Genomic DNA, 20,676 nt, shown 5'->3' with positions numbered 1-20,676 from the left:
AAAGCATAAGCTCTAAAAACCAAATCGATAATTAAAAAATATTGATTCATATTCGCTTCATTAAAAGATTTGAATGAATATAAAATACCCTTAAAAAAATTATGGTATTATCTTCTGAGATTAGCGCTTTGACACACCCATCCTGAACACACCGCGCAAGAAGCAATAAAATATTCGGGGAATCTAATGATTAACAAATTTCTTCCAACACTCGAAAAATTTCAGCCTGCAGAACAGCAATATATTGAATATTTCACCACTAAGGGCGAAAAAGATGTATTAGCTAAAGTTATATCCAACATGAAAGGCACTGCTGAAATTCAAGCCTCTCAGGGAGTAGACTCATGGCTGAGCTATGGCGTGTATCTGCCGGCCGTTGAGCGTATTTTCGCCCTGCACCAAGGTGAAAGCGAAGAAGCCTTTTATGCACGTACGCAGTATCCAAAAGATATTGTCGATGCATACACCATTCCAGACCACGATATTGCGACGCTCATTGCCGCCGACAAATACAGCCGAATTCATCAGCAGCAAATGCCTGTCAATACATCGCTCTGGTCTTTAAATGATGAGGACTTGAAGATTGATTTGCAGGATTTCCCGCACCGCATCAAAGCCAAAATTTAGCAGCTTAGCCATAATGATTAAAAAGCGCTGCTAGGCAATGATCTAGACAGCGCTTTAAACAATCTTTATTTAATTATTTTGCTCGCCAAACTTACATATTTGCTTAATAAATCTGTTCAGCTAAGGCATTCATATTTGCAAATGCTGAAATTCCCAAATATTCAGCTCATTAATCTCCCCGCGCCAAATCCATTTCAATTTGGACTCCAGAAAGACATCGCCCTCAAACCAGACAAACAAGCCTTCCATCATTTTAGGCCAGTCTTCTTTGGTCACAATATGCTTACCGGAAATGACCGCCAAAATCGCGGCTAAAATGGTGTCATGGCTTACTGCTAGGCTCAACCCATATGAATTGGTTGGATGCGTGTTGTAGATCAGCTCCAAAACATCAACAACGCCATGAATCGGATGCTTCATGCCTGGCAAGGCATTATTCACAAAACTGTTGATAAAGCCTAGAGCGCCCTGTCTTTGAAAATATGGCCCGGCCTGCTTAATATCCAGCACGAAGCTGCCCGGCTCAACCAGCAGTCCCTGCTCTATAATTTCGATATGATGGGTATTCGGCTCTACTGTTTGCACATCCGCGCCTTGAATCATTAACGCGGCCGTGTCTACACAGCGCTGAATCGGGCTGGAAATGCAGTGCTGAATCACGCGGTCTGTATTATCAATCAGATAGGATCCCCACGACTGAGCCAAATCACGCCCCTGATTCGTCAGCTGCAAATCATAGCCTGCAAGCCCTTGCCCTGTAACAACTTCACGAATGGAATGCCGCGTGAATAAAGTCACAGGTATTTTTGCGTCCGGCAATAAATCTATTGCTTTGAGCATACTGGGCGGGAGCAAATCTAAGGGCATAATTCATTAAACTCAATAATTCAAAACCACTATAGCATGATCAATTTTTTGCTCAATGGCGTTTCTGCATCAATGCCAGCGCCTGCATCGCAATATCTTTCATCTCTTGATTCTTAAATGCCATAAACCCGCCATTCAGCAAGGTATCACGCTGATTGTAGGTAAACGGGCGCCCGTTGAAATCAATCAAACCGCCGCCAATCCGTTCAAGCAGGCATTGCCCCGCGCTGGTATCCCATTCGCAGGTTGGATGAAAACGCGGATAAATATCCACACTGTCCTCAAGCATCATGCAAAACTTATATGCGCTGCCTGCTTTAAACACGCTGAATTCAGTTAAAGTGGATAAAACGTCTAAATATTCAGCATATTTAGGCTTGTTCTGACTGCTTTGGCTTAAGCCTATCTGCACACTGCTTGCATGATCTAAAGCGCAATAAGCGAACCATTGTTCAGCCTGATAATTGTATTTTAAAGGCAGGCCCTGCTCTGGACAGAAATAAATGCAATGCTCGCAAGGGATGGCCAATACAGCAAACACCGTGTCTGCACCGTCAACCAAACTTAAGTTAATGGTAAACTCAGGGCGCTTATGCAAAAATTCTTTAGTACCGTCCAGCGGATCCAGCAACCAAAATTTTTGCCACTTCTCCCGTTCATCTTTTTCACCTTCTTCCGACAGCAGCGGCAAATCGGAAATTTTGGCCAGCTCACGGGTAATATAACGATTAGTGCGGTAATCGGCCTGCGTCACAGGTGAATGATCTTCTTTTTCAAGCACATCAAAAACATCGCCTGCACAATATCTCCGATATTCTTCTCGCAAAATTTCACATGCCTGTGTCACAATGGGCACCAGCTGTAAAATCATAGAATCTTGCGGCAACGCTGCTGTTTTAAACATAGAAAGCCTTTTATATATGCCAAATTATTCAGATAAACCCGTGATTATTTTTGACATGGATGGAACCCTGCTTGATCTTGCTTATGATGATTTCATTTGGAATCATTTACTTCCAATCCGCTACGCGGAAACACATCATTGCTCACTAGAGCATAGCAGGCTCACACTGTCTGAATTCTACCAAGAACATAATCATACCCTAAATTGGTACTCCTCACGCTTCTGGACAGCAAAAGTCGATGTCGATGTACTGGCCATGCAAATCGAGCACAAAACCCGTGTCGCGAAACGTGAGGGCTGCATCGCGCTTTTAAGCTACCTAAAAAATAATGATTATCCAGTTTGGCTGGCCACCAATGCAGATGAAGCTGGGCTGGCTTTTAAACTTGAAGAAACCGGAATTTCTGAATATTTTGATGTGATGGTCAGCAGTGAAACCTTAGGCCATGCCAAAGAGTTCCAGCCTTTTTGGAAAAAACTGCAGGCCATGCATCCCTTTGATGCATCCTACTGCTATTTTATTGATGACACTGAAAAGGTGCTGAATGGCGCCGCAAAATTCGGCATTGAAAATCTCTACAGCATTGCGCAGCCGTCTTCTGCAAATGCGCCGCGAAGCACTTGCAATTATCCTATGCTGGACGCATTAACAGATTTAATCCCTATTTTAGAAAATGCCGAGGAACGGAAGAAATATGCGTAAATCAAATCTGGCCGAAGATGCGGTTGGTATGCGTATAGACAAATGGCTGTGGGCAGCCCGCTTTTTTAAAACCCGCTCCATTGCAAAAAATGCCATTGAAGGTGGCAAAGTCCATCATAATGGCGAACGCGTAAAAGTATCACGTGAAGTCCGTGTAGGGATGGAGCTTGCCATTCAGCAAGGCATAGAGAAAAAAACCGTCCTTGTTAAAGCGCTTTCGGATGTACGGGGGCCAGCGCCTGCCGCTCAGCTTCTTTATGAAGAAACTGAGGCCAGTATTGAGCGCAGAGAGTTGCTTGCCTCACAAAGAAAATTGCATAATCTTGCTCGCCCGGAGCATCGGCCAAGTAAAAAAGACCGGCGTGATATCGGGAAGTTTAAAAGAGAAAATGATCAGCAGTCAGGCCAAGATTGGTCTTATAATGATGATGAATAAAGAGCGTCACAATATGTCGCACGTATTGTGATTTTTAATGAACCTAAGATTAAATTCTGTCACTATATTGATGTGGACAACGTTTCGATTTAAGACATCCACTTGAGTATATTGTTTCGTGACATCGTATTGAGGTTGTAAGATGGATGATAATAAAAGCAAAGCGCTGAATGCTGCATTGGGCCAAATTGAAAAGCAATTTGGTAAAAATACAGTGATGCGTTTAGGTGACAATACCGTTTTGGCTGTTGAAGCAGTATCAACCGGGTCACTCACCTTGGATATCGCACTCGGCATTGGCGGTTTGCCGAAAGGCCGTATTGTAGAAATTTACGGCCCTGAATCTTCAGGTAAAACCACCATGACATTGCAGGCTATTGCTCAATGTCAAAAAGCTGGCGGTACCTGTGCATTTATTGATGCTGAACATGCTTTAGACCCGCAGTATGCACGCAAGCTCGGTGTAGACCTCGACAACCTGCTGGTATCGCAGCCCGATCATGGCGAGCAGGCGCTTGAAATTGCCGACATGCTGGTACGCTCTGGCGCAGTTGATATGATCGTTGTCGATTCTGTAGCAGCCCTAACCCCCCGCGCCGAAATTGAAGGTGAAATGGGTGATTCGCATATGGGCCTGCAAGCGCGTTTGATGAGCCAAGCATTGCGTAAAATGACGGGTAATGCCAAACGTTCAAACTGCATGGTTATTTTCATTAACCAAATCCGCATGAAAATCGGTGTAATGTTCGGCAGCCCAGAAACTACAACTGGCGGTAATGCGCTGAAGTTCTATGCTTCTGTACGCTTAGATATCCGCCGTATTGGCCAAGTGAAAGAAGGCGATGAAATTGTCGGCTCAGAAACCCGCGTTAAAGTAGTGAAGAACAAAATGGCGCCGCCATTTAAAGAAGCCCTGTTCCAGATTTTATACGGTAAAGGTGTCAATCAGCTGGGTGAATTGGTTGATTTAGCTGTGGCGCAAGAATTAGTGCAAAAAGCCGGCGCTTGGTATTCTTATCAAGGCAATAAAATTGGCCAAGGTAAAAACAACGTTATTCGCCATTTAGAGGAAAATCCTGAAATTGCGAAAGAGCTGGATCGTTTGATTCGTGAAAAACTGCTGACACCTGTCACATTGCCGCTCGATGAAAAAGATGACTTAGAACCTGATTTACTCGATGCTTAATAACAGTATTGCACGTTAAACTATAAAACGCCTTTCGGGGCGTTTTTCTATATTCAGCAAAACCCACCAATTAAACTTATGAATGATTCTAAATTCCCTAAGCTCATCAACTATCAAGCGCTCAAGCAGCAGCTTGAAGACGAAGCAGATTCAGCTGAAAACCCATCGGCAACTGATATCGATCGAGAAAATGACGCTTTAAGTTTTGATCAAGATCGTACAGACAAAAAAACAGGCCTGCAAGGCTCCCGTTTGCGCTCTTATGCCTTTGCCGTACTGACCCGTAAAGAATATTCAAAAGCTGAATTAATTGAAAAACTGGCCTTATATGCTGAATCCAGAGATGAGGTGATCACACTGGTTGATGAACTTGCCGCGCAGCATTATCAAAGTGACCAGCGTGTGGCAGAAATCATGCTGTCCAGCCAAAAGCGCAAAGGCAAAGGCCCGAACCGCATTAAAATGGCATTAAAAACAAAAAAAATTGACAGCGGTTTAATTGCAGAGGAACTGAAGGAAACAGACTGGGTTCTGCAAGCTTATGAACTCAAAGTGAGAAAATACGGCACAGAAGTAACGAAAGACCCGAAGATCAAAGCCAAACAGATTCGTTTTTTAATGTATAGAGGGTTTGAAATGGATGCCATTATAAAGGCGATTTCACGCAAAGAAGATGATTAGGAATTGAAGATTTAAAATATAGAAGGAGTAAATAAATTGAAAATGTCATTTTTTATTTTAAATATGGTGGCAACCCTGCCAGCAAGACTTCGGCACATCATAGGTCTACTACCGTTGCTACCTTCCGGTCCTGGCGGGGTTCGTAGATTACAATTGCGAAGTAACCGGCAGGGCTACCATTGCAAGAACAGAGTATAGAGATTTTTATTGAACTTGCAAGGCATATTGGCCGATTTAACTAAGCTGCTCATTCGTTTGATTATTTATACAGCAAATCAAAGGTTTTAAAGAGCACCATGCCTGAAAATCCAAGTGAGCAATTTACTTTAAAACACAACAAGTTTGCAAAAGGTGATTGCTTTTAAGACCTTTGACGTTTTTAATGTGCTTATCTCATTTATACAAAGATGCATATTTCTAAAAAGAAATGAACCATCTGCAAGACGAAATGGAAATTTTATGATGCTACATAAGCATGTTTTAGGCACAGTCGCCTTTTTATGCTCTGCCTCTGTTTTGGCTAGTGTTCCTATTGAATCCCGCGGCTTAAGCCAAAGCAGTTCAAGCTACAGTCAAAGCACCCCTGCCGCCTATACAAATGGAAGCAGCAATTCTGCCGAAAGCGCTCCAGCATCAACAAATTTAAGCTGGCAGCTAATGCAAAAGAATCAGCAGCTTGAAAATGATCTGCGCACCCTGCGCGGAAAAATTGAAGAGCAGGATAATGAAATTTTCCAGCTTAAAAATGAACTGACTAACCGCTACGCGGATTTAGATCAGCGTCTGGAATTATTGCAGCAAAAAGTTGACCCTGCAGCAGAAGACAGCAATGCGGAGGATAACCAACAAGGTACTGCACCCAGCAGTCCTGCCGCAGCCAGCCAGCCCCCAGCTGTAAAGGCGCCTGCTGCTTCTATTCCTGCCCCTGCTGCAAAAACGCCGCCAACTGCTGCCAGTGCACAGCAGAATGCATCTGAATTAGATAAAGCTGCTTATACGGTGGCCTTAGATGCCTATAAGCAAGGCGGCGCTAAAAAGGCTATTGCCCCGATGCAGAATTTCATCAAAAACAACCCGAATAGCGTCTATATCAGCAATGCGCATTTTTGGCTCGCAGAATTCAATCTAGCAATTGAGCCAACCAATTATGCAGAAGCCAAGCGCAATTACGGTATTGTTGTGAATACTTATCCCAATTCATCACGCGCTTCACGTGCGCTCTATCAGCTCTACAGCATTGCTAAAGACGTAGACCACAATGCCGCACAAGCAGCGCAATATAAGCAAAAACTGTTAAAGAACTATCCTCAATCAGAAGATGCCAAATATTTTAAATAAAAGCAGATAGAAACAAAAAAAACCGCCTGATGGCGGTTTTTTCAATAGAGCATGAACTTAACGCACAATACCGCGTGCGGATTGCTCTACAGAATCGATAAACAGCTGCACTTCAGACACTTCGGGCAAAATTTCTGCACGAATTTTTTGCAGCGCTTCATTTGTCGTCAAACCAGATTTATAAATCAGCTTAAATGCATCTCTCAGGCCTTGAATCACATCTTTAGACCAGCCTTTACGCCGCATGCCTTCCACATTCATTGCATAAGCATGCGCAGGATTGCCAGATACCATGACATAGGCAGGCACATCCTTCAGAATAAGCGATGCACCGCCAACCATACTATACGAATCAATTTTACAGAATTGATGAATTCCAGAATTGCCGCCGACAATCACAAAATCACCAATATGCACATGTCCTGCCACACCGACATTATTGGCAAAAATATTGTGATCACCCACAATGCAGTCATGCGCAATATGGGTATTCACCATCAATAGATTATGGCTGCCGACCTTGGTTAAGCCCTGATCTTGTACTGTGCCGCGGTGCAGGCTACAATGTTCACGAATCGAATTATGATCACCGATTTCCAGCCACGTTTCTTCACCTGCATATTTCAAATCTTGGCAAACTTCACCGACACTGGCGAACTGAAAAATTTCATTATTCTGTCCAATGCGGGTAAATCCGCCAATTACCACATGTGAGTGGATTTTTGTACCTGCACCAATAGTGACATTTGGTCCAATAATAGAATATGGGCCAATCTGCACATCTGGCGCAATTACTGCAGATGAGTCAATAATCGCTGTTGGGTGAATAAATTCGTTATTACTCATGCTTGCTCTGTTTTCTGTTGCGTAATCATAATTTCCGCAGTCGCAGCAACAATACCATCAACTGTAGCAATACAGTTGTACTTATAAATGCCGCGCTTTTGCATCACGAGCTCTGATTTTAAAACAAGCTGGTCCCCTGGAACAACCTGCTTTTTAAAACGAACGCGTTCTGCGCCTGCAAATAGAAAAATTTTGTCACTTGACGGTTTCTGATTGTTCATGACAAAACCTAGAATACCTGAAATTTGCGCCATTGCCTCAACAATCAGCACACCAGGCATAATGGGAAAGCCAGGAAAATGTCCTTGCAAAAATTCTTCATTCATTGAGACATTCTTATAGCCTACAATGCCTGAATCTGTAATATCAGTTACACGGTCCACCAATAGAAATGGATAGCGGTGCGGCAAATATTCACGGATAGTTTGAATTTGCATTGGCAGTTCAGGCTTTGTGAATGCGGGAGTATTCGACTCAGTCATCATAATTATTTACGCAATTTAAAAGTGGATTCAAGGGACTCTACTTGAGACTGCATATGATCAAGTTTTTTCATCAATTGGGTCAATGGCACATCTGCTAATTGTTTAAAGCGCACTGCTGCGCGTTTCCAATGCAAACTTTCCAGCATCGGTGTTCCTGAAGAATAGCTTCCAGCCTCAGAAATACTTTTTGTGACCATTGACATCCCTGTTACCGTCACGTTATCTGCAATATTTATGTGGCCTACCACGCCGACCGCGCCTGCGAAGATGCAGTTTTTGCCAATCGTTGTGCTTCCAGCAATACCGCATTTGGCGGCCATTGCGGTATTCGCGCCCACTTTTACATTGTGAGCAATTTGCACAAGGTTATCAAGAATGACGCCATCTTCTAAAATTGTGTCATCCAATGCGCCCCGGTCAATGCTGCAATTTGAGCCAATGCGCACATCATTGCCAATGCGAACAGAGCCTAATTGCGCAATACGGTGCCACTTGCCTTGGTATGGCGCGAAGCCAAATCCTTCACCGCCAACGACAGTATTGGCATGAATACGCACCCGATCACCCAGTTTGGACTGACCTGTAAGCGTCACATGCGAATCAATAAAGCATTGCTTGCCGATTTCAACATCATCATCAATTTTGCAATGAGATTGAATAATAGTTCCATCACCAACAACACAATGTTCGCCAATCACAGCATAATGCCCAATATAGGCTGAATCCGAGATGATTGCTGAAGGATCAATTTGTGCAGTGCTTTCAATGCCTATTTTCGTATGCTTCTTTTCAAAGACATGCGTCAAAATAGCAAAAGCCAAATAAGGATTGGAAACAATAATGAAATTTTGCTTAGATTTAATGTGCTGTTTTAAAGCGTCAGTAACAATCAATGCGCCAGCATTTGACTGCTCGGCTGAATCAATATATTTATCTGCATTTACAAATGCCAAATGCCGGGATTCAGCATGCTCTAAGCTTGCTAAACCGCTCAGCTGAAGATCATGCTGACCAACACACTCACCTTGTACAAGATGAGCGAGTTTTTCTAAACTGAAATTTTGAAGATTCATTGATTATTTGATTGCATTAACCTTTTGAATCATTTTATCAGTTAAATCATACTTAGGGTCATAGGCAAGCGCTGAATTTTTATTCAAAACAACATCAAGACTATTCTCTTTACGCAATTGTTCCGCTGCCTGCTTAATTCTTGAGTCCATTGTGCGGTTCAAAGCCTGAATACTAGACTCCACAGTGCCTTGAACTTTTTGTTGCAGCGTATTCAATTCCTGCAATTTTGTTTGATACTGCTGTGTCATGGTTTTCTTTTCAGCATCAGATAAATTTGCACCTTGCTGCGCGCGCTGCTGCAAAGCTTCAAGCTCTTTCGTTAAGCTCTCGATTTTTGCAGTTTGCGGTTTAATCTGCTGCTGCATGCTAGCATTTTGCTGTTTGATATAAGCGCTTTGCTCAACAATTTTTTCTAAATCAACTATTCCATACCCTGCCGCATGGGCCACAGAAGTCATTAACATGCTTAACGCAACTGCACCGCCGAAAAACTTCTTCATATTAATCCTTAAATTTTAGATTATTATTTATGCCAAAAGGCCGTACTTAGAAAGTACGACCAATTTCAAATTGGATTTCTTTAGTGTCATCGCCGGCTTTGTCATTCAGCGGGAATGCATAGCTTAGAGATAATGGGCCAATCATGGTAATCCATGTAAAGCCTGCCCCTACACTGTAGCGCATGTTATTCATATCGAAGCCAAAGTTGTCTTCACAATAACTTTTAGCATTCACAGCCGTGTTGCTCGAATTCAGATACAAAGTGCCTTTTGGAATATCACATTGGGTATCAAATACTTGCGCGCCTTCCGCAAACAATACTGGACGGACTTGACGCGTCCAATCACCTTTAAACGGCAATGGCAACGCCAATTCTGCACCGAATTGAATTAAAGCATTACCGCCCACTTCTTCCGGATCATAATCTTTAGTATTGGTTTCATTATAAGTTACACCAGGATATTTTGGCCCCAATGTACTGTTATCATAACCGCGAACCGAACCAAAACCGCCAGCATAGAAGTTTTTATAGAAAGGCAGGTCATTACCGTAGCCTAGCTTACCGTAGCCGCGAAGTACAAAATCTTTACCCAATGGGAAGAACGCTTGCGCGTCATAGGTTAATTTTTGATATTCAACATCACTGCCCGGCAACGCAATCTCTGCATTTACACGATGCGACATACCCGAAGTTGGGAAGATAGGACGGTTTAAGGTGTTGTATGACCAGCCTAAGTTCAAGTTATATGTTAAAAAATCGCCTTCGAAAGCATTATCGTAGGTAACCTCAGGAACAGCGCATGTATAAGACAAGACTGTTGTGCCATCTGTATCATAGACTGGAACAGTGAGCTGAGAATTACCTGAAGAATCCGCAGGACAGTACGATCCTTTATCTGTCGCCTTACCGCCGTTTGCAAGCAAATAATCACGGACATAAGTCGACACATAAGGGCCCGTTGTCACTTTCGTTTGATCGATATTCAAACCTGCGCTGATGCTCTGGTTTTCATCAATAGGATAGCCAAAGTTAATCCCGCCGCCCAAACTGTCTGTAACATAGTTGTTAACGTTATAGTCATCATCCAGCTTAGTTTTACGATAGTACATGTTGTAGCCGCGGCGTACGCCATCAATCGTAAAGTAAGGATCTGTTACACTTAAATTGTAATAATCTTGAGTTTCTGAACGTGATAAATCAATCGATACAGAGTTGCCTGTACCCAAGAAGTTCGTTTGACTCAAACCGGCCTGGAATGTGATACCGCCGCTTTGCGAAAAACCGACAGCCAAGGTGCTTGTCCCTGAATGCTGCTCTTCCACGTTGACATTCAAGTCAATTTGGTCAGGCGAGTTTGGAATACGCGCAGGCTTAATATCAACAGTTTTGAAATAGCCCGTACGCTCTAAACGCACTTTAGATAAATCAATTTTTTCATTGCTTGCCAATGCGCCTTCCATTTGACGCATTTCGCGGCGTAGCACTTCATCCGCAGTTTTTGAGTTTCCGGCAAAGTTAATGCGGCGGACAGTCACTTGCTGCCCCGGATTAATATAGTAATTTAAATCGACAATTTTTGTTTCATTGTTGATTTCAGGCACAACATTGACTTCTGCAAAGTAAAAGCCTGCATTGCCGTACTTTCGCAGCATCAGCTGCTTAACACCATTTACTTTTTCTTGTGAATACAGATCACCATCTTTATACAGCTGCAGAGGCTTTAATTCATCTGTTGTATAAAGCGCGTCACCTAAGAATTTAGTTTGACCGAATTTGAATTGTTCACCTTCATCTACTGAAACTTCAATAAAGACATGCTTTTTGTCTTCACTTAAGTTCAGGCTTGAATTGGTGATATTAAAATTGATATAGCCTTTGTTCAAATACATAGCGCGCAATGCTTCTAAGCTTGCTGCCATTTTTTCACGCGCATAACGGTCATTGCGTGAAACAATTGAACTCCAGCCGCTTTCTTTGACAGCAAAAGCCTGCTTAATATCGCTATCTTTAAAGACAGTATTGCCAATGACATTTATATCCACGACTTTAGCCGCTTTGCCTTCGGCAAACTCAATCAATAAATCTACACGGTTGTTCGGCTTAGGCGTTGTTGTCACGGTGACATCAGCATCGTAACGGCCCTGCTGCATATATTGCTGTTCAAGCTCCGTTTCCACAGTCTGCAATGCAGATTGTTTTAAAACTTCACCTTCGGCCAAGCCCATCTTTTTCAGGCCTTCTTCAAGCGCCTCTTTAGGAATCAGCTTATTGCCTTTCATTTCTATTTTAGAAATAACAGGGCGTTCAACCACTTTAAATACAAGAGTATTGCCTTCCTGAGCCGATTTGATGTCATCAAAAAGGCCGGTAGCATACAAAGTACGGATCGCATTCGCGATTACAGGGTCATTAACACGGTCACCACTGGTAATCGGCAGCATACCGTATACGCTTTCAGGGGTTAGGCGGACCAAACCCTCTACTTTTACATCTTGTGCTATAAAATCATCTGCCGCGTATACTTGTTGTGCTGCTGCCATAGCACTAACCAGTGCCAGAGGCATAAATAAATGTGTGTGCTGCATGCCAGTCTTTTCCGCTGTTAATTTATTCCATCTTCTACGCAGTTTCATAAACGCATAAAATCATTAAAAAGTGCCAGCAGCATCATGCTGCCAAGCAGTACCATACCAATTTTCAGTCCAACCAATTGTATTTGTTCAGAAACAGGTTTACCACGAATTAATTCAACTAAATAGTACACCAAATGCCCGCCATCCAGCATTGGAATAGGAAGCAGATTCAGAATTCCCAAACTCACACTCATCAGCGCCATGAAGGAAATAAAGGTTTGCCAGCCCATTTCTGCACTTTGACCCGCCACTTTGGCAATGGTAATTGGTCCAGATAAATTATCCAGCCCAATCAGGCCACGAACCATTTTAACAATGGAGTTCAGAATCATACTGGAAATCTGTCCAGTTTTATCTACTGCCATTGTAAATGCTTCAACTGGTGAATACTGTATGGTCTGTTTAAATTCAGCCGGTATTGTGACTTTACCCGGATCACTCTGTACGCCCAGTACACCCGTCACTTTACCCATATTATCTTGCTTGCCTTGCGGCATCACTTCAAGATGAATCAATTGCTTATTTCTTAAAACATCAATCTTGAGCAGTTTTTCAGGTGATGCCTGCACAACCTGCACAACATCAAACCACTCATTCATTTTTACGCCATCAATAGCAACAATTTGATCGCCAGCCTTCATACCTTGGCGGACCGCCGCGCCATCATCCGTTAATTTAGAGATAACTGCTGGCAAATGCGGGCGGTAAGGAATGAAGCCCAGCGCTTCTAATGGTGACTGAGATTGATCTTTTAAAAAATTTTGAATCGGCAAATTAAAGTTCTTGGTTTCGCCTGCGCGATCCGCTGCAACAGCAATGCTGCCCGTTTCACCAACGCGGTCAACCAGTGCAAAATTCAACCTTTCCCAAGTTGAAACCTGCATACCGTCAATGGCTGTGATTTTATCACCCTCATGCATTTGTACAGCCGCTGCGGGACTGTTCGGCAGTACTTTACCTACCCGTGTATTCAGCTGCTCTTGTGCCGGAAGCAGTAAGATCCAAAACAGAACTACAGCAAATGCCAGATTGATCAATGGGCCGGCAGCAACGATCGCTATTCTTTTCCATGGATTTTGACGGTTGAATGCATAAGGCAAGTCCTTCTCAGGAACATCCCCTTCGCGCTCATCCAGCATTTTGACATAACCGCCCAAAGGTAGCGCCGAAAGCTGATACTGAATACCAGACTTTTTAGATGTCCACTTCAGCAAAGTCGGCCCAAATCCAATGGAATAAACCAGCACTTTAACGCCCAATTTGCGCGCTACAATGTAATGGCCGAATTCATGAATTGCAATAAGCGGCCCTAACAGGAAAATGGCAGCAAGTATAATAAACAAGGCGTTCATAATCAGTTCCCTTTATTCATTACAAATTGCTGGGCAATTTTGCGCGCCGAACGGTCAGCCTGCAGAATCACATCAATACTGTCTGCCGCTGAGTTTTCAAGACGACTCAAGGTGTGTTCAACAATTTGCGGAATCTGACTAAATCCTAGCTGATTATTTAAGAATGCAGCAACTGCTATTTCGTTAGCAGCATTTAAAATTGCAGGGGCCAATCCACCGGACTGCATGGCTTGGCGTGCAAGCTTTAATGCTGGAAAACGCAGCGTATCCGGCTCTTGAAAATTTAAATGTGAGTGAACAAACAAATCCAAAGGCGGGACATGTGTTTGAATACGCTTCGGCCACGCTAAAGCATGAGCGATCGGCGTGCACATATCAGGGTTTCCCATTTGCGCCAAAGTTGAACCATCCACATATTGAACCATGGAATGAATGATACTCTGTGGATGAACAACAACTGTTACAAAATGTTCTGAAATTGAAAAGAGATGGCACGCTTCAATAAGTTCCAACCCTTTGTTCATCAAAGTCGCTGAGTCAACTGAAATCTTTTGCCCCATTGACCAATTTGGATGCTTGCAGGCTTGAGCAGGCGTTACGCTTTGCAATTGCTCAAGCGTATGATTCAAGAATGGGCCGCCGGATGCTGTCAGCAGAATTCTGGACACGCCCATTTTAGGCTGTCCGTTGCGTTCTGCCTGAAAATAACCTTCAGGCAAGCACTGGAAAATTGCATTATGTTCAGAGTCTACCGGCAGCAGCGCAGCGTGATGATCCCGCGCTGCCTGCATCATCAGATCACCTGACATGACCAGCGCTTCTTTATTGGCAAGCAGAACGCGCTTACCCGCTTTAACTGCGGCCAATGTCGGCATCAAGCCTGCAGCGCCAACAATGGCCGCCATGACCACATCCACCTGAGGATGTTCAGAAACAGCGATTAAACCGGCTTCATCTTGCAGAATTTCAATATCTGCCAAATCTGCAAGAATCAGAAGCTGACGCAATTCATCTACTTTTTTAGACGGAACAACAGCAACTTTCGGATGGTACTGCTTGCAAATTTCTGCCAATTCTACAATTCTGCTATGCGCCGTGACTGCAAAAACGGAATACTCTTCTGGGTGGTTATCCAATATTTTTAAGGTACTTTGACCGATTGAACCTGTAACACCCAATATGCAAACAGATTGTGACATCTATAAATCTACACCTATAAGTTTTAAAACATATATGCCCGCCGCAAAAATTGGCGCAGCTGCCAGCAGTGAATCGATACGGTCAAGCACTCCGCCATGGCCCGGCAAAATTCGGCCTGAGTCTTTAATGCCTGCGCGGCGCTTGATCATTGATTCAAATAAATCGCCCAATACTGAACTGAATACCGTAATAACGGAAAGAATCAGAAATAGAATATGCTCAGCTAAAGTCAAATCCAAGTAAAGGACTTCTACAGCAATTACAATAATCATGGCTGTAGCAACGCCGCCATATAAACCTTCTACAGATTTATTCGGGCTGACATCAGGCGCAAGTTTTTTCTTGCCCAGCTTGCGTCCGACAAAATATGCGCCGCTGTCTGCACCCCATACAAGAAGGAACAAGTACATGAGCCACCAAGGCGAGCTTTGCCAAACTGAAAAAATTGCAGTGACTGCAGCAGAAACAAGAATTAAGCCAATAAATTTTAGAGAGTTATTGTACCAGCCATCATAATCCGGATAGGATTTCACCCAATATACGCTTAAAATCCAAGTGAAAATGGACGCTGTCCATAACAGCAATGCAAAATCGTTATATTGCAAGGCTAATGCTGACAATACCGCTGTAACCAAACCATAGCCCCAAGCTACAGGCTTAATGACATTTTTTGATTTTCTCGGCATGAGTTTGAACCACTCATATCCAGCAACCCCAGCTGCAATGATCATCAGCATATACATTGGATAATGTGACTGCGTAGTAAACATACAGCTCAGTACGACTGCTACCAATACCAATGCGGTAATAATCCGCTCTAACATTTATTAATTCTCAAGTTGCTCTTGTTGAACTTGCTCTGATGTTTTACCAAAACGGCGTTCGCGTCCTGCAAAAACCGCAAATGCGTCATCCAACTCTTCAATGGTAAACTCAGGCCATAATGTTTCTGTAAAATACAGTTCAGCATATGCTGCCTGCCATAACAAAAAGTTTGAAAGTCGAAAATCGCCGCCAGTACGGATTAACAAATCTACAGCTGGCAGATCATTTAAACAGACGTACCGGCCAAAAAGGTCGGCATCAATCATTTCAAGATCTATTTTTTTATTCAGGGCATCCGCGGCAATCTGTTTTGCAGCTTGCGCCATATCCCACATTCCACCATAACTGATTGCAATCGTTAACGTCATGCTTGTGAACTTAGCAGTCCTTTGTTCCGCTTGCAACATTAAGTCACAAAGCTCAGGCGACAAACGCGAACGATCACCAATAAAACGCAATGCAATATTGAACTTTTCCATACGCGGCAATTGCTCACGAATGGTCTCTTCAAGCAGTTTCATCAGCAAATCCACCTCGTATTGAGGCCGATTCCAATTTTCGCTTGAAAATGCAAAAACAGTTAACGCTTGAACGTGGTGAGAACGGCAATGTTCAACAATCGGATCAAGGACATTTTTACCTTCACGGTGTCCATCGCCTTTCTGCATTTGTTTTTTTTTGGCAAAACGGTTGTTGCCATCCATGATGATGGCAACATGTTTTGGAAGATGGGAAGTTTCTTCAGCTGAGGCCATTGACACTTAGACCTTCATCAATTCAGCTTCTTTGGCAGCCAGACGCTTGTCTACTTCAGCAACAAACTTGTCTGTGATTTTCTGAATTTCATCGCTTGCACGGCGTTCATCATCTTCAGAAATTTCTTTTTCTTTCAGCAGCGCTTTGATATCACCCAACACATCGCGGCGGATGTTGCGGATTGCAACTTTAGCGTTTTCAGCTTCGTTACGCGCAACTTTCTGCATGTCACGGCGGGTTTCTTCAGTCAACGCTGCCATTGGCACACGAATAGCATCTGCCGTCACTGGGTTCAAGCCCAAGTCAGATTCACGGATTGCCTTGTCAATTGCAGCAACCATAGTGCGTTCAAACGGCTGCACCAAAAGTGTACGCGAATCTTCAACACCGACGTTCGCCACTTGGTTTAATGGCACGTCTGAACCATAGTAAGGAACCATCACACCATTTAAGATAGATGGGTGCGCACGGCCTGTACGTACTTTAGCAAAACCATGTTCTAAAGACTCTAAAGTCTTGTTCATGCGGTCTTCGCTGTCTTTTTTAAGATCGTTAATCATGTGATCTTCCTTACTTAATTTTAAAAGATGTAATTTACAAAATAAATTGCAGTATAAAGCGCTTTCAGGCTCACGTCATTATTTGGTGACGTGAGTACCCTCTTTTTCGCCCATCACTACAGAAAGCAATGAACCGTTTTTATTCATATCGAATACTTGAAGCGGCACATTATGATCGCGGCATAAGCAAATTGCTGTTAAATCCATTACACCCAGCTTTTCATCAAGCACTTGATCAAATGTTAATGCATCGTACTTCACAGCATCATCAAATTTGCTTGGATCTTTATTGTAGACACCGTCTACTTTAGTGGCTTTAAGGATCAGATTCGCCTCAATTTCAATACCGCGCAAGCAAGCCGCTGTATCTGTGGTAAAGAATGGGTTGCCTGTACCTGCAACAAATACGCAGACTTCGCCTTGAGTTAAGTGGCGGATCGCATCACGGCTAGAATATGACTCTACCACTGCGCCAATCGGCAAAGCAGACATTAAACGGGTTTTAATGTTACGGCGCACCAAAGCATCACGCAATGCCAAACCGTTCATCACTGTTGCCAGCATGCCCATTTGATCGCCGGTTACACGGCCAACCAAGCCATCTTGCTGCAGCTGGCTGCCACGGTATAAATTTCCGCCGCCCACTACAATACCCACTTGCACACCTAGGCCAACCAAGTGCGCAATCGCTAAAGACATTTGATCGAGCACTTGCGCATCAATCCCCATGTCTTTATTACCGGCAAGCGCTTCACCAGACAATTTCAGCAAAATACGTTCATAACGCGGTTTTTTTGAGTCCATCATTTAAAACTCCAATACCTATATCTAATCTAAATTTGATCTAAAATTTTATTCGAATATATCGATTCAAGCAGTTTTGATACGAATCAGCTTGGCAAATAAGTCATACTCATCCGCGTCAGTAATTTCAACTTCAAGTAAATCGCCCGCTTTAATCTGTGATTTATCGATATCTTCGACAAAGACATTGCCGTCAATTTCCGGCGCATCCGCATAAGAGCGCGCAACAGCAACTGGGAACTCTTCCTCAAAATCATCAACCAATACAGTCATGGTTTGACCAATGCGCTTTTGCAGCTTAGCCGCAGAAATCGCCTGCTGAACTTCCATAAAGCGTTCATATCGTTCTTGCTTAACTTCTTCAGGCACATGGTCCGGCAAATCGTTTGCAGTTGCGCCTTCAACCGGTGAATATGTGAAACATCCTACGCGGTCCAGCTGCGCTTCTTGCAGCCAATCCAGAAGCATTTGGAAATCTTCTTCAGTTTCACCTGGAAAACCGACAACAAAGGTAGAACGCAGAACCAAGTCTGGGCATTTTTCACGCCACACTTTCAAACGGTCTAATGTATTTTCACTGTGAGCTGGTCGCTTCATCAATTTTAAGATGCGCGGACTGGCGTGCTGAAAAGGAATATCCAAATACGGCAGAATTTTACCCTGCGCCATCAAATCAATCACAGCATCTACATGAGGATATGGATATACATAATGCAAGCGCACCCAGATACCCAGCTGACCCAACGCTTCGCACATGTCATAGAATTTGGTTTTAACAGGCTGGCCGTTCCAGAAATCCAACTTGTATTTGGTGTCCACACCATAAGCAGATGTATCCTGAGAAATCACCAAGACTTCTTTTACACCTGCTTTTTTCAGCGCTTGCGCTTCATTCAACACAGAACCGACCGGACGTGACACTAAATCACCGCGCATGCTCGGAATAATGCAGAATGTGCAGCGATGGTTGCAGCCTTCTGAAATTTTCAAATAAGCATAATGCTTTGGAGTCAGGCGAATGCCGTGATCCGGAACTAAATCGATAAATGGATTGTGTTTTGGCTTTTCAGGCACATATTCGCGCACTGCTTCCATAACATCTTGATATGCTGCTGGCCCCGTTACTTTAAGAACATTGGGGTGCATTTGACGTATTTTGTCTTCATCTTTACCTAAACAGCCGGTCACGATCACACGGCCATTTGAGCTCATGGCTTCGCCAATCGCATCTAAAGACTCTTGTACTGCAGATTCAATAAAACCACAGGTATTTACAACAACTAAATCAGCACCATCATAATCTGATGCAACATCATAACCTTCAGTCTTCAACTGAGTTAAAATTCGTTCGGAATCTACCAATGCCTTAGGACAACCTAAAGAAACAAAACCGACTTTGGGGGATTTCATGAATCTGCGCTCCACTAGAATGCGCATATTGTATGTCTTTTCGTATGATAAAAACAGGTGGAATCCGCACTCTTTATATCACGCACTAAAATAATGCTATAAATTTCTCCATATAATTTACACCGCACCATTTTGGAACATTATTTATTTACAGCCTTTGCAGAATCCGCTATACATTTTCAGATAAGTCCACTTTCAGCGCACTTTCTCAAATAAGCACCAAAACTTAGTCATTTTATAAAAGTTGGCGTGTATTTTGCATCATATCAGGCCTTATCAGATTGAACCGCCCGATTTATGAAGATGCCATTGCGCTATTTTAATACAGGAAACCATCGCTAATGGATCATCCTATTTCTATCGATTACCGCTTGCTGGTCGACAATTTAACCACAGCTATTTTACTGGTCGATAGTGATCTGAACATATTTTATCTAAACTCTGCATGCGAGGCGCTGTTTGACATCAGCCTGCTGCGCGCATCCGGCATGCCGGTGCTTAATCTGCTGCATATGCCAAATGACGAGTTCAATACAGAACAGGCGCTTAAAAACACACTGTACTCCGGTCAGCACTACACCCGCCGTGAAGCGACAATCAATGTGAATTTCAAAGATATTCATGTGGACTATACTGCTTCACAGCTCAACTCCGGCAAGCCTTACCATCCGCTGCTGCTGATTGAACTGAATCAAATTGACCGCATGCTGAAAATTTCAAAAGAAGAAAACCTGATTCAGCAGCATCAAGTCGCCCGCCAGCTTATTCGCGGCGTTGCGCACGAAATCAAAAACCCGCTTGGCGGCATCCGCGGCGCGACACAGCTGCTTGCACGCAGCTTAAACGACCCGAAATATAATGAATTCACCGATATTATTATCAGTGAAGTAGACCGTTTACGCAATTTGGCAGACACCATGCTGGGCTCACGCCAATTACCAAGCTATGAACCTGTCAATATTCATGATCCGCTTGAACGGGTCCGCACCCTGATTGCCAATCAAACCAAAAAGAAAATTAAAATCACCCGCGATTACGACCTGTCATTGCCCGATGTTTTAGCTGACCGCGATCAACTGATTCAAGTCATGCTGAATATCAGTGTCAACGCGGTTCAAGCGATGACTGAAAACAAAGAGTTCTTTATCGATCATCAGCCTGAGCTGATTCTTAGAACCCGCATTCAGCGCCTTGTAACAATCAATGGTGTTTTGAAGCGCTCAGCTGTGCGCATTGATATTGAAGACAATGGGCCCGGTGTTCCAGAAGAAATCATAGAATCCGTCTTCTATCCTTTAGTAACCGGCCGCGCAAAAGGCACTGGCTTAGGGCTCAGCATTGCACAAAACATTATGCATCAACATAACGGAATGATTGAATGTCAGTCAGTTCCTGGAAAAACAGTATTTAGCTTATATTTACCTTGGGAGTCCGACCATGTCGCGAAATAAAATATGGGTAATTGATGATGACCGCGCCATGCGTTG

21 protein-coding genes and 1 other RNA gene are annotated in these 20,676 nt (G+C 43.3%); 7 read left to right on the top strand and 15 right to left on the bottom strand.

Going from position 1 to position 20,676, the window contains the following annotated elements; translation table 11 throughout:
• Positions 1 to 186 precede the first annotated feature (186 nt).
• A complete protein-coding gene (locus AZH43_RS01365) occupies positions 187 to 627 on the top strand; it encodes a hypothetical protein (protein ID WP_067665706.1) in 441 nt (146 codons plus the stop codon).
• A 129-nt stretch (positions 628 to 756) separates the two neighbouring features.
• Here AZH43_RS01365 and AZH43_RS01360 read toward each other — a convergent pair whose 3' ends face one another.
• Positions 757 to 1,494, bottom strand: a complete 738-nt coding sequence (locus AZH43_RS01360; RefSeq protein WP_067665703.1) for a histidine phosphatase family protein — start codon at positions 1,492 to 1,494, stop codon at positions 757 to 759.
• A 52-nt stretch (positions 1,495 to 1,546) separates the two neighbouring features.
• Positions 1,547 to 2,398 carry a 3'(2'),5'-bisphosphate nucleotidase CysQ family protein gene (locus AZH43_RS01355; RefSeq protein WP_067665700.1) on the bottom strand — a complete coding sequence of 284 codons (852 nt, stop codon included), beginning with the start codon at positions 2,396 to 2,398 and terminating at the stop codon, positions 1,547 to 1,549.
• Positions 2,399 to 2,414: 16 nt separating this feature from the next.
• On the opposite strand from AZH43_RS01355, the gene AZH43_RS01350 reads away from it, so the two are divergent.
• The 4 genes from AZH43_RS01350 to AZH43_RS01335 all read left to right on the top strand — a co-directional run bounded on the left by AZH43_RS01350 (position 2,415) and on the right by AZH43_RS01335 (position 5,404).
• On the top strand, positions 2,415 to 3,101 hold the full coding sequence (locus tag AZH43_RS01350; RefSeq protein ID WP_067665697.1) for an HAD-IA family hydrolase: 687 nt from the start codon (positions 2,415 to 2,417) through the stop codon (positions 3,099 to 3,101).
• Positions 3,094 to 3,537 carry an RNA-binding S4 domain-containing protein gene (locus tag AZH43_RS01345; protein ID WP_067665694.1) on the top strand — a complete coding sequence of 148 codons (444 nt, stop codon included), beginning with the start codon at positions 3,094 to 3,096 and terminating at the stop codon, positions 3,535 to 3,537. The genes AZH43_RS01350 and AZH43_RS01345 overlap by 8 nt, the downstream gene beginning before the upstream one ends.
• A 142-nt stretch (positions 3,538 to 3,679) precedes the next feature.
• A complete protein-coding gene (recA, locus tag AZH43_RS01340) occupies positions 3,680 to 4,723 on the top strand; it encodes a recombinase RecA (RefSeq protein WP_067665691.1) in 1,044 nt (347 codons plus the stop codon).
• Positions 4,724 to 4,801: 78 nt separating this feature from the next.
• On the top strand, positions 4,802 to 5,404 hold the full coding sequence (locus AZH43_RS01335) for a regulatory protein RecX (RefSeq protein ID WP_067665688.1): 603 nt from the start codon (positions 4,802 to 4,804) through the stop codon (positions 5,402 to 5,404).
• A gap of 73 nt (positions 5,405 to 5,477) precedes the next feature.
• Here AZH43_RS01335 and ffs read toward each other — a convergent pair.
• Positions 5,478 to 5,574, bottom strand: an RNA gene (gene ffs / locus AZH43_RS01330) — signal recognition particle sRNA small type.
• 289 nt (positions 5,575 to 5,863) lie between these two features.
• On the opposite strand from ffs, the gene AZH43_RS01325 reads away from it, so the two are divergent.
• On the top strand, positions 5,864 to 6,742 hold the full coding sequence (locus tag AZH43_RS01325; RefSeq protein ID WP_067665685.1) for a YbgF trimerization domain-containing protein: 879 nt from the start codon (positions 5,864 to 5,866) through the stop codon (positions 6,740 to 6,742).
• 57 nt (positions 6,743 to 6,799) lie between these two features.
• On the opposite strand, the gene lpxA is transcribed toward AZH43_RS01325, so the two are convergent.
• The 12 genes from lpxA to rimO form a co-directional block, all read right to left on the bottom strand.
• A complete protein-coding gene (gene lpxA, locus AZH43_RS01320; RefSeq protein WP_067665682.1) occupies positions 6,800 to 7,588 on the bottom strand; it encodes an acyl-ACP--UDP-N-acetylglucosamine O-acyltransferase in 789 nt (262 codons plus the stop codon).
• Complete coding sequence (gene fabZ / locus AZH43_RS01315; protein WP_067665768.1) at positions 7,585 to 8,070, bottom strand: 3-hydroxyacyl-ACP dehydratase FabZ; 486 nt, start codon at positions 8,068 to 8,070, stop codon at positions 7,585 to 7,587. Before fabZ ends, lpxA begins: the two co-directional genes overlap by 4 nt.
• A gap of 5 nt (positions 8,071 to 8,075) precedes the next feature.
• Positions 8,076 to 9,146, bottom strand: coding sequence for a UDP-3-O-(3-hydroxymyristoyl)glucosamine N-acyltransferase (gene lpxD, locus AZH43_RS01310; protein WP_067665679.1), 1,071 nt, complete (start codon positions 9,144 to 9,146; stop codon positions 8,076 to 8,078).
• Positions 9,147 to 9,149: 3 nt separating this feature from the next.
• Positions 9,150 to 9,647, bottom strand: coding sequence for an OmpH family outer membrane protein (locus AZH43_RS01305; RefSeq protein WP_067665676.1), 498 nt, complete (start codon positions 9,645 to 9,647; stop codon positions 9,150 to 9,152).
• Between the two features lie 46 nt (positions 9,648 to 9,693).
• The gene (gene bamA, locus AZH43_RS01300) at positions 9,694 to 12,189 is read right to left on the bottom strand and encodes an outer membrane protein assembly factor BamA (RefSeq protein ID WP_406564597.1); all 2,496 of its coding nucleotides are present in this window, start codon (positions 12,187 to 12,189) and stop codon (positions 9,694 to 9,696) included.
• An 89-nt stretch (positions 12,190 to 12,278) separates the two neighbouring features.
• Positions 12,279 to 13,634 (bottom strand): RIP metalloprotease RseP, encoded by a 1,356-nt coding sequence (gene rseP / locus AZH43_RS01295; protein ID WP_067665673.1) that lies wholly within the window; start codon positions 13,632 to 13,634, stop codon positions 12,279 to 12,281.
• Positions 13,635 to 13,636: 2 nt separating this feature from the next.
• Complete coding sequence (gene ispC / locus AZH43_RS01290; protein ID WP_067665670.1) at positions 13,637 to 14,833, bottom strand: 1-deoxy-D-xylulose-5-phosphate reductoisomerase; 1,197 nt, start codon at positions 14,831 to 14,833, stop codon at positions 13,637 to 13,639.
• A complete protein-coding gene (locus AZH43_RS01285; RefSeq protein WP_067665667.1) occupies positions 14,834 to 15,658 on the bottom strand; it encodes a phosphatidate cytidylyltransferase in 825 nt (274 codons plus the stop codon). It abuts the gene before it with no gap.
• Between the two features lie 3 nt (positions 15,659 to 15,661).
• Positions 15,662 to 16,414, bottom strand: coding sequence for a polyprenyl diphosphate synthase (gene uppS, locus AZH43_RS01280; RefSeq protein WP_067665664.1), 753 nt, complete (start codon positions 16,412 to 16,414; stop codon positions 15,662 to 15,664).
• A gap of 6 nt (positions 16,415 to 16,420) precedes the next feature.
• Entirely contained in the window at positions 16,421 to 16,975 is a 555-nt protein-coding gene (gene frr, locus AZH43_RS01275) for a ribosome recycling factor (RefSeq protein WP_067665661.1), read from the bottom strand.
• Between the two features lie 78 nt (positions 16,976 to 17,053).
• Positions 17,054 to 17,782 carry a UMP kinase gene (gene pyrH, locus AZH43_RS01270; RefSeq protein WP_067665658.1) on the bottom strand — a complete coding sequence of 243 codons (729 nt, stop codon included), beginning with the start codon at positions 17,780 to 17,782 and terminating at the stop codon, positions 17,054 to 17,056.
• A gap of 63 nt (positions 17,783 to 17,845) precedes the next feature.
• Positions 17,846 to 19,189, bottom strand: coding sequence for a 30S ribosomal protein S12 methylthiotransferase RimO (gene rimO, locus AZH43_RS01265; RefSeq protein ID WP_067665654.1), 1,344 nt, complete (start codon positions 19,187 to 19,189; stop codon positions 17,846 to 17,848).
• A 341-nt stretch (positions 19,190 to 19,530) separates the two neighbouring features.
• Here rimO and glnL point away from each other — a divergent pair, with 341 nt between their 5' ends.
• Positions 19,531 to 20,640: a nitrogen regulation protein NR(II) gene (glnL, locus tag AZH43_RS01260; protein WP_067665650.1), complete on the top strand. Its 1,110-nt coding sequence runs from the start codon at positions 19,531 to 19,533 to the stop codon at positions 20,638 to 20,640.
• The last annotated feature ends 36 nt before the right edge of the window (positions 20,641 to 20,676 follow it).

The sequence above is a fragment of the Acinetobacter pragensis genome (genome assembly GCF_001605895.1).
Taxonomy (GTDB): domain Bacteria; phylum Pseudomonadota; class Gammaproteobacteria; order Pseudomonadales; family Moraxellaceae; genus Acinetobacter; species Acinetobacter pragensis.
The sequence above is the reverse complement of the archived record's forward strand: the minus strand, read 5'-3'. Positions and strand labels throughout refer to the sequence as shown.

Coding starts and splice junctions, on each gene's coding strand:
- AZH43_RS01365 (WP_067665706.1), top strand. CDS start 187: ATGATTAACAAATTTCTTCCAACACTCGAAAAATTTCAGCCTGCAGAA.
- AZH43_RS01360 (WP_067665703.1), bottom strand. CDS start 1,494: ATGCCCTTAGATTTGCTCCCGCCCAGTATGCTCAAAGCAATAGATTTA.
- AZH43_RS01355 (WP_067665700.1), bottom strand. CDS start 2,398: ATGTTTAAAACAGCAGCGTTGCCGCAAGATTCTATGATTTTACAGCTG.
- AZH43_RS01350 (WP_067665697.1), top strand. CDS start 2,415: ATGCCAAATTATTCAGATAAACCCGTGATTATTTTTGACATGGATGGA.
- AZH43_RS01345 (WP_067665694.1), top strand. CDS start 3,094: ATGCGTAAATCAAATCTGGCCGAAGATGCGGTTGGTATGCGTATAGAC.
- recA (WP_067665691.1), top strand. CDS start 3,680: ATGGATGATAATAAAAGCAAAGCGCTGAATGCTGCATTGGGCCAAATT.
- AZH43_RS01335 (WP_067665688.1), top strand. CDS start 4,802: ATGAATGATTCTAAATTCCCTAAGCTCATCAACTATCAAGCGCTCAAG.
- AZH43_RS01325 (WP_067665685.1), top strand. CDS start 5,864: ATGATGCTACATAAGCATGTTTTAGGCACAGTCGCCTTTTTATGCTCT.
- lpxA (WP_067665682.1), bottom strand. CDS start 7,588: ATGAGTAATAACGAATTTATTCACCCAACAGCGATTATTGACTCATCT.
- fabZ (WP_067665768.1), bottom strand. CDS start 8,070: ATGACTGAGTCGAATACTCCCGCATTCACAAAGCCTGAACTGCCAATG.
- lpxD (WP_067665679.1), bottom strand. CDS start 9,146: ATGAATCTTCAAAATTTCAGTTTAGAAAAACTCGCTCATCTTGTACAA.
- AZH43_RS01305 (WP_067665676.1), bottom strand. CDS start 9,647: ATGAAGAAGTTTTTCGGCGGTGCAGTTGCGTTAAGCATGTTAATGACT.
- bamA (WP_406564597.1), bottom strand. CDS start 12,189: ATGGCAGCAGCACAACAAGTATACGCGGCAGATGATTTTATAGCACAA.
- rseP (WP_067665673.1), bottom strand. CDS start 13,634: ATGAACGCCTTGTTTATTATACTTGCTGCCATTTTCCTGTTAGGGCCG.
- ispC (WP_067665670.1), bottom strand. CDS start 14,833: ATGTCACAATCTGTTTGCATATTGGGTGTTACAGGTTCAATCGGTCAA.
- AZH43_RS01285 (WP_067665667.1), bottom strand. CDS start 15,658: ATGTTAGAGCGGATTATTACCGCATTGGTATTGGTAGCAGTCGTACTG.
- uppS (WP_067665664.1), bottom strand. CDS start 16,414: ATGGCCTCAGCTGAAGAAACTTCCCATCTTCCAAAACATGTTGCCATC.
- frr (WP_067665661.1), bottom strand. CDS start 16,975: ATGATTAACGATCTTAAAAAAGACAGCGAAGACCGCATGAACAAGACT.
- pyrH (WP_067665658.1), bottom strand. CDS start 17,782: ATGATGGACTCAAAAAAACCGCGTTATGAACGTATTTTGCTGAAATTG.
- rimO (WP_067665654.1), bottom strand. CDS start 19,189: ATGAAATCCCCCAAAGTCGGTTTTGTTTCTTTAGGTTGTCCTAAGGCA.
- glnL (WP_067665650.1), top strand. CDS start 19,531: ATGGATCATCCTATTTCTATCGATTACCGCTTGCTGGTCGACAATTTA.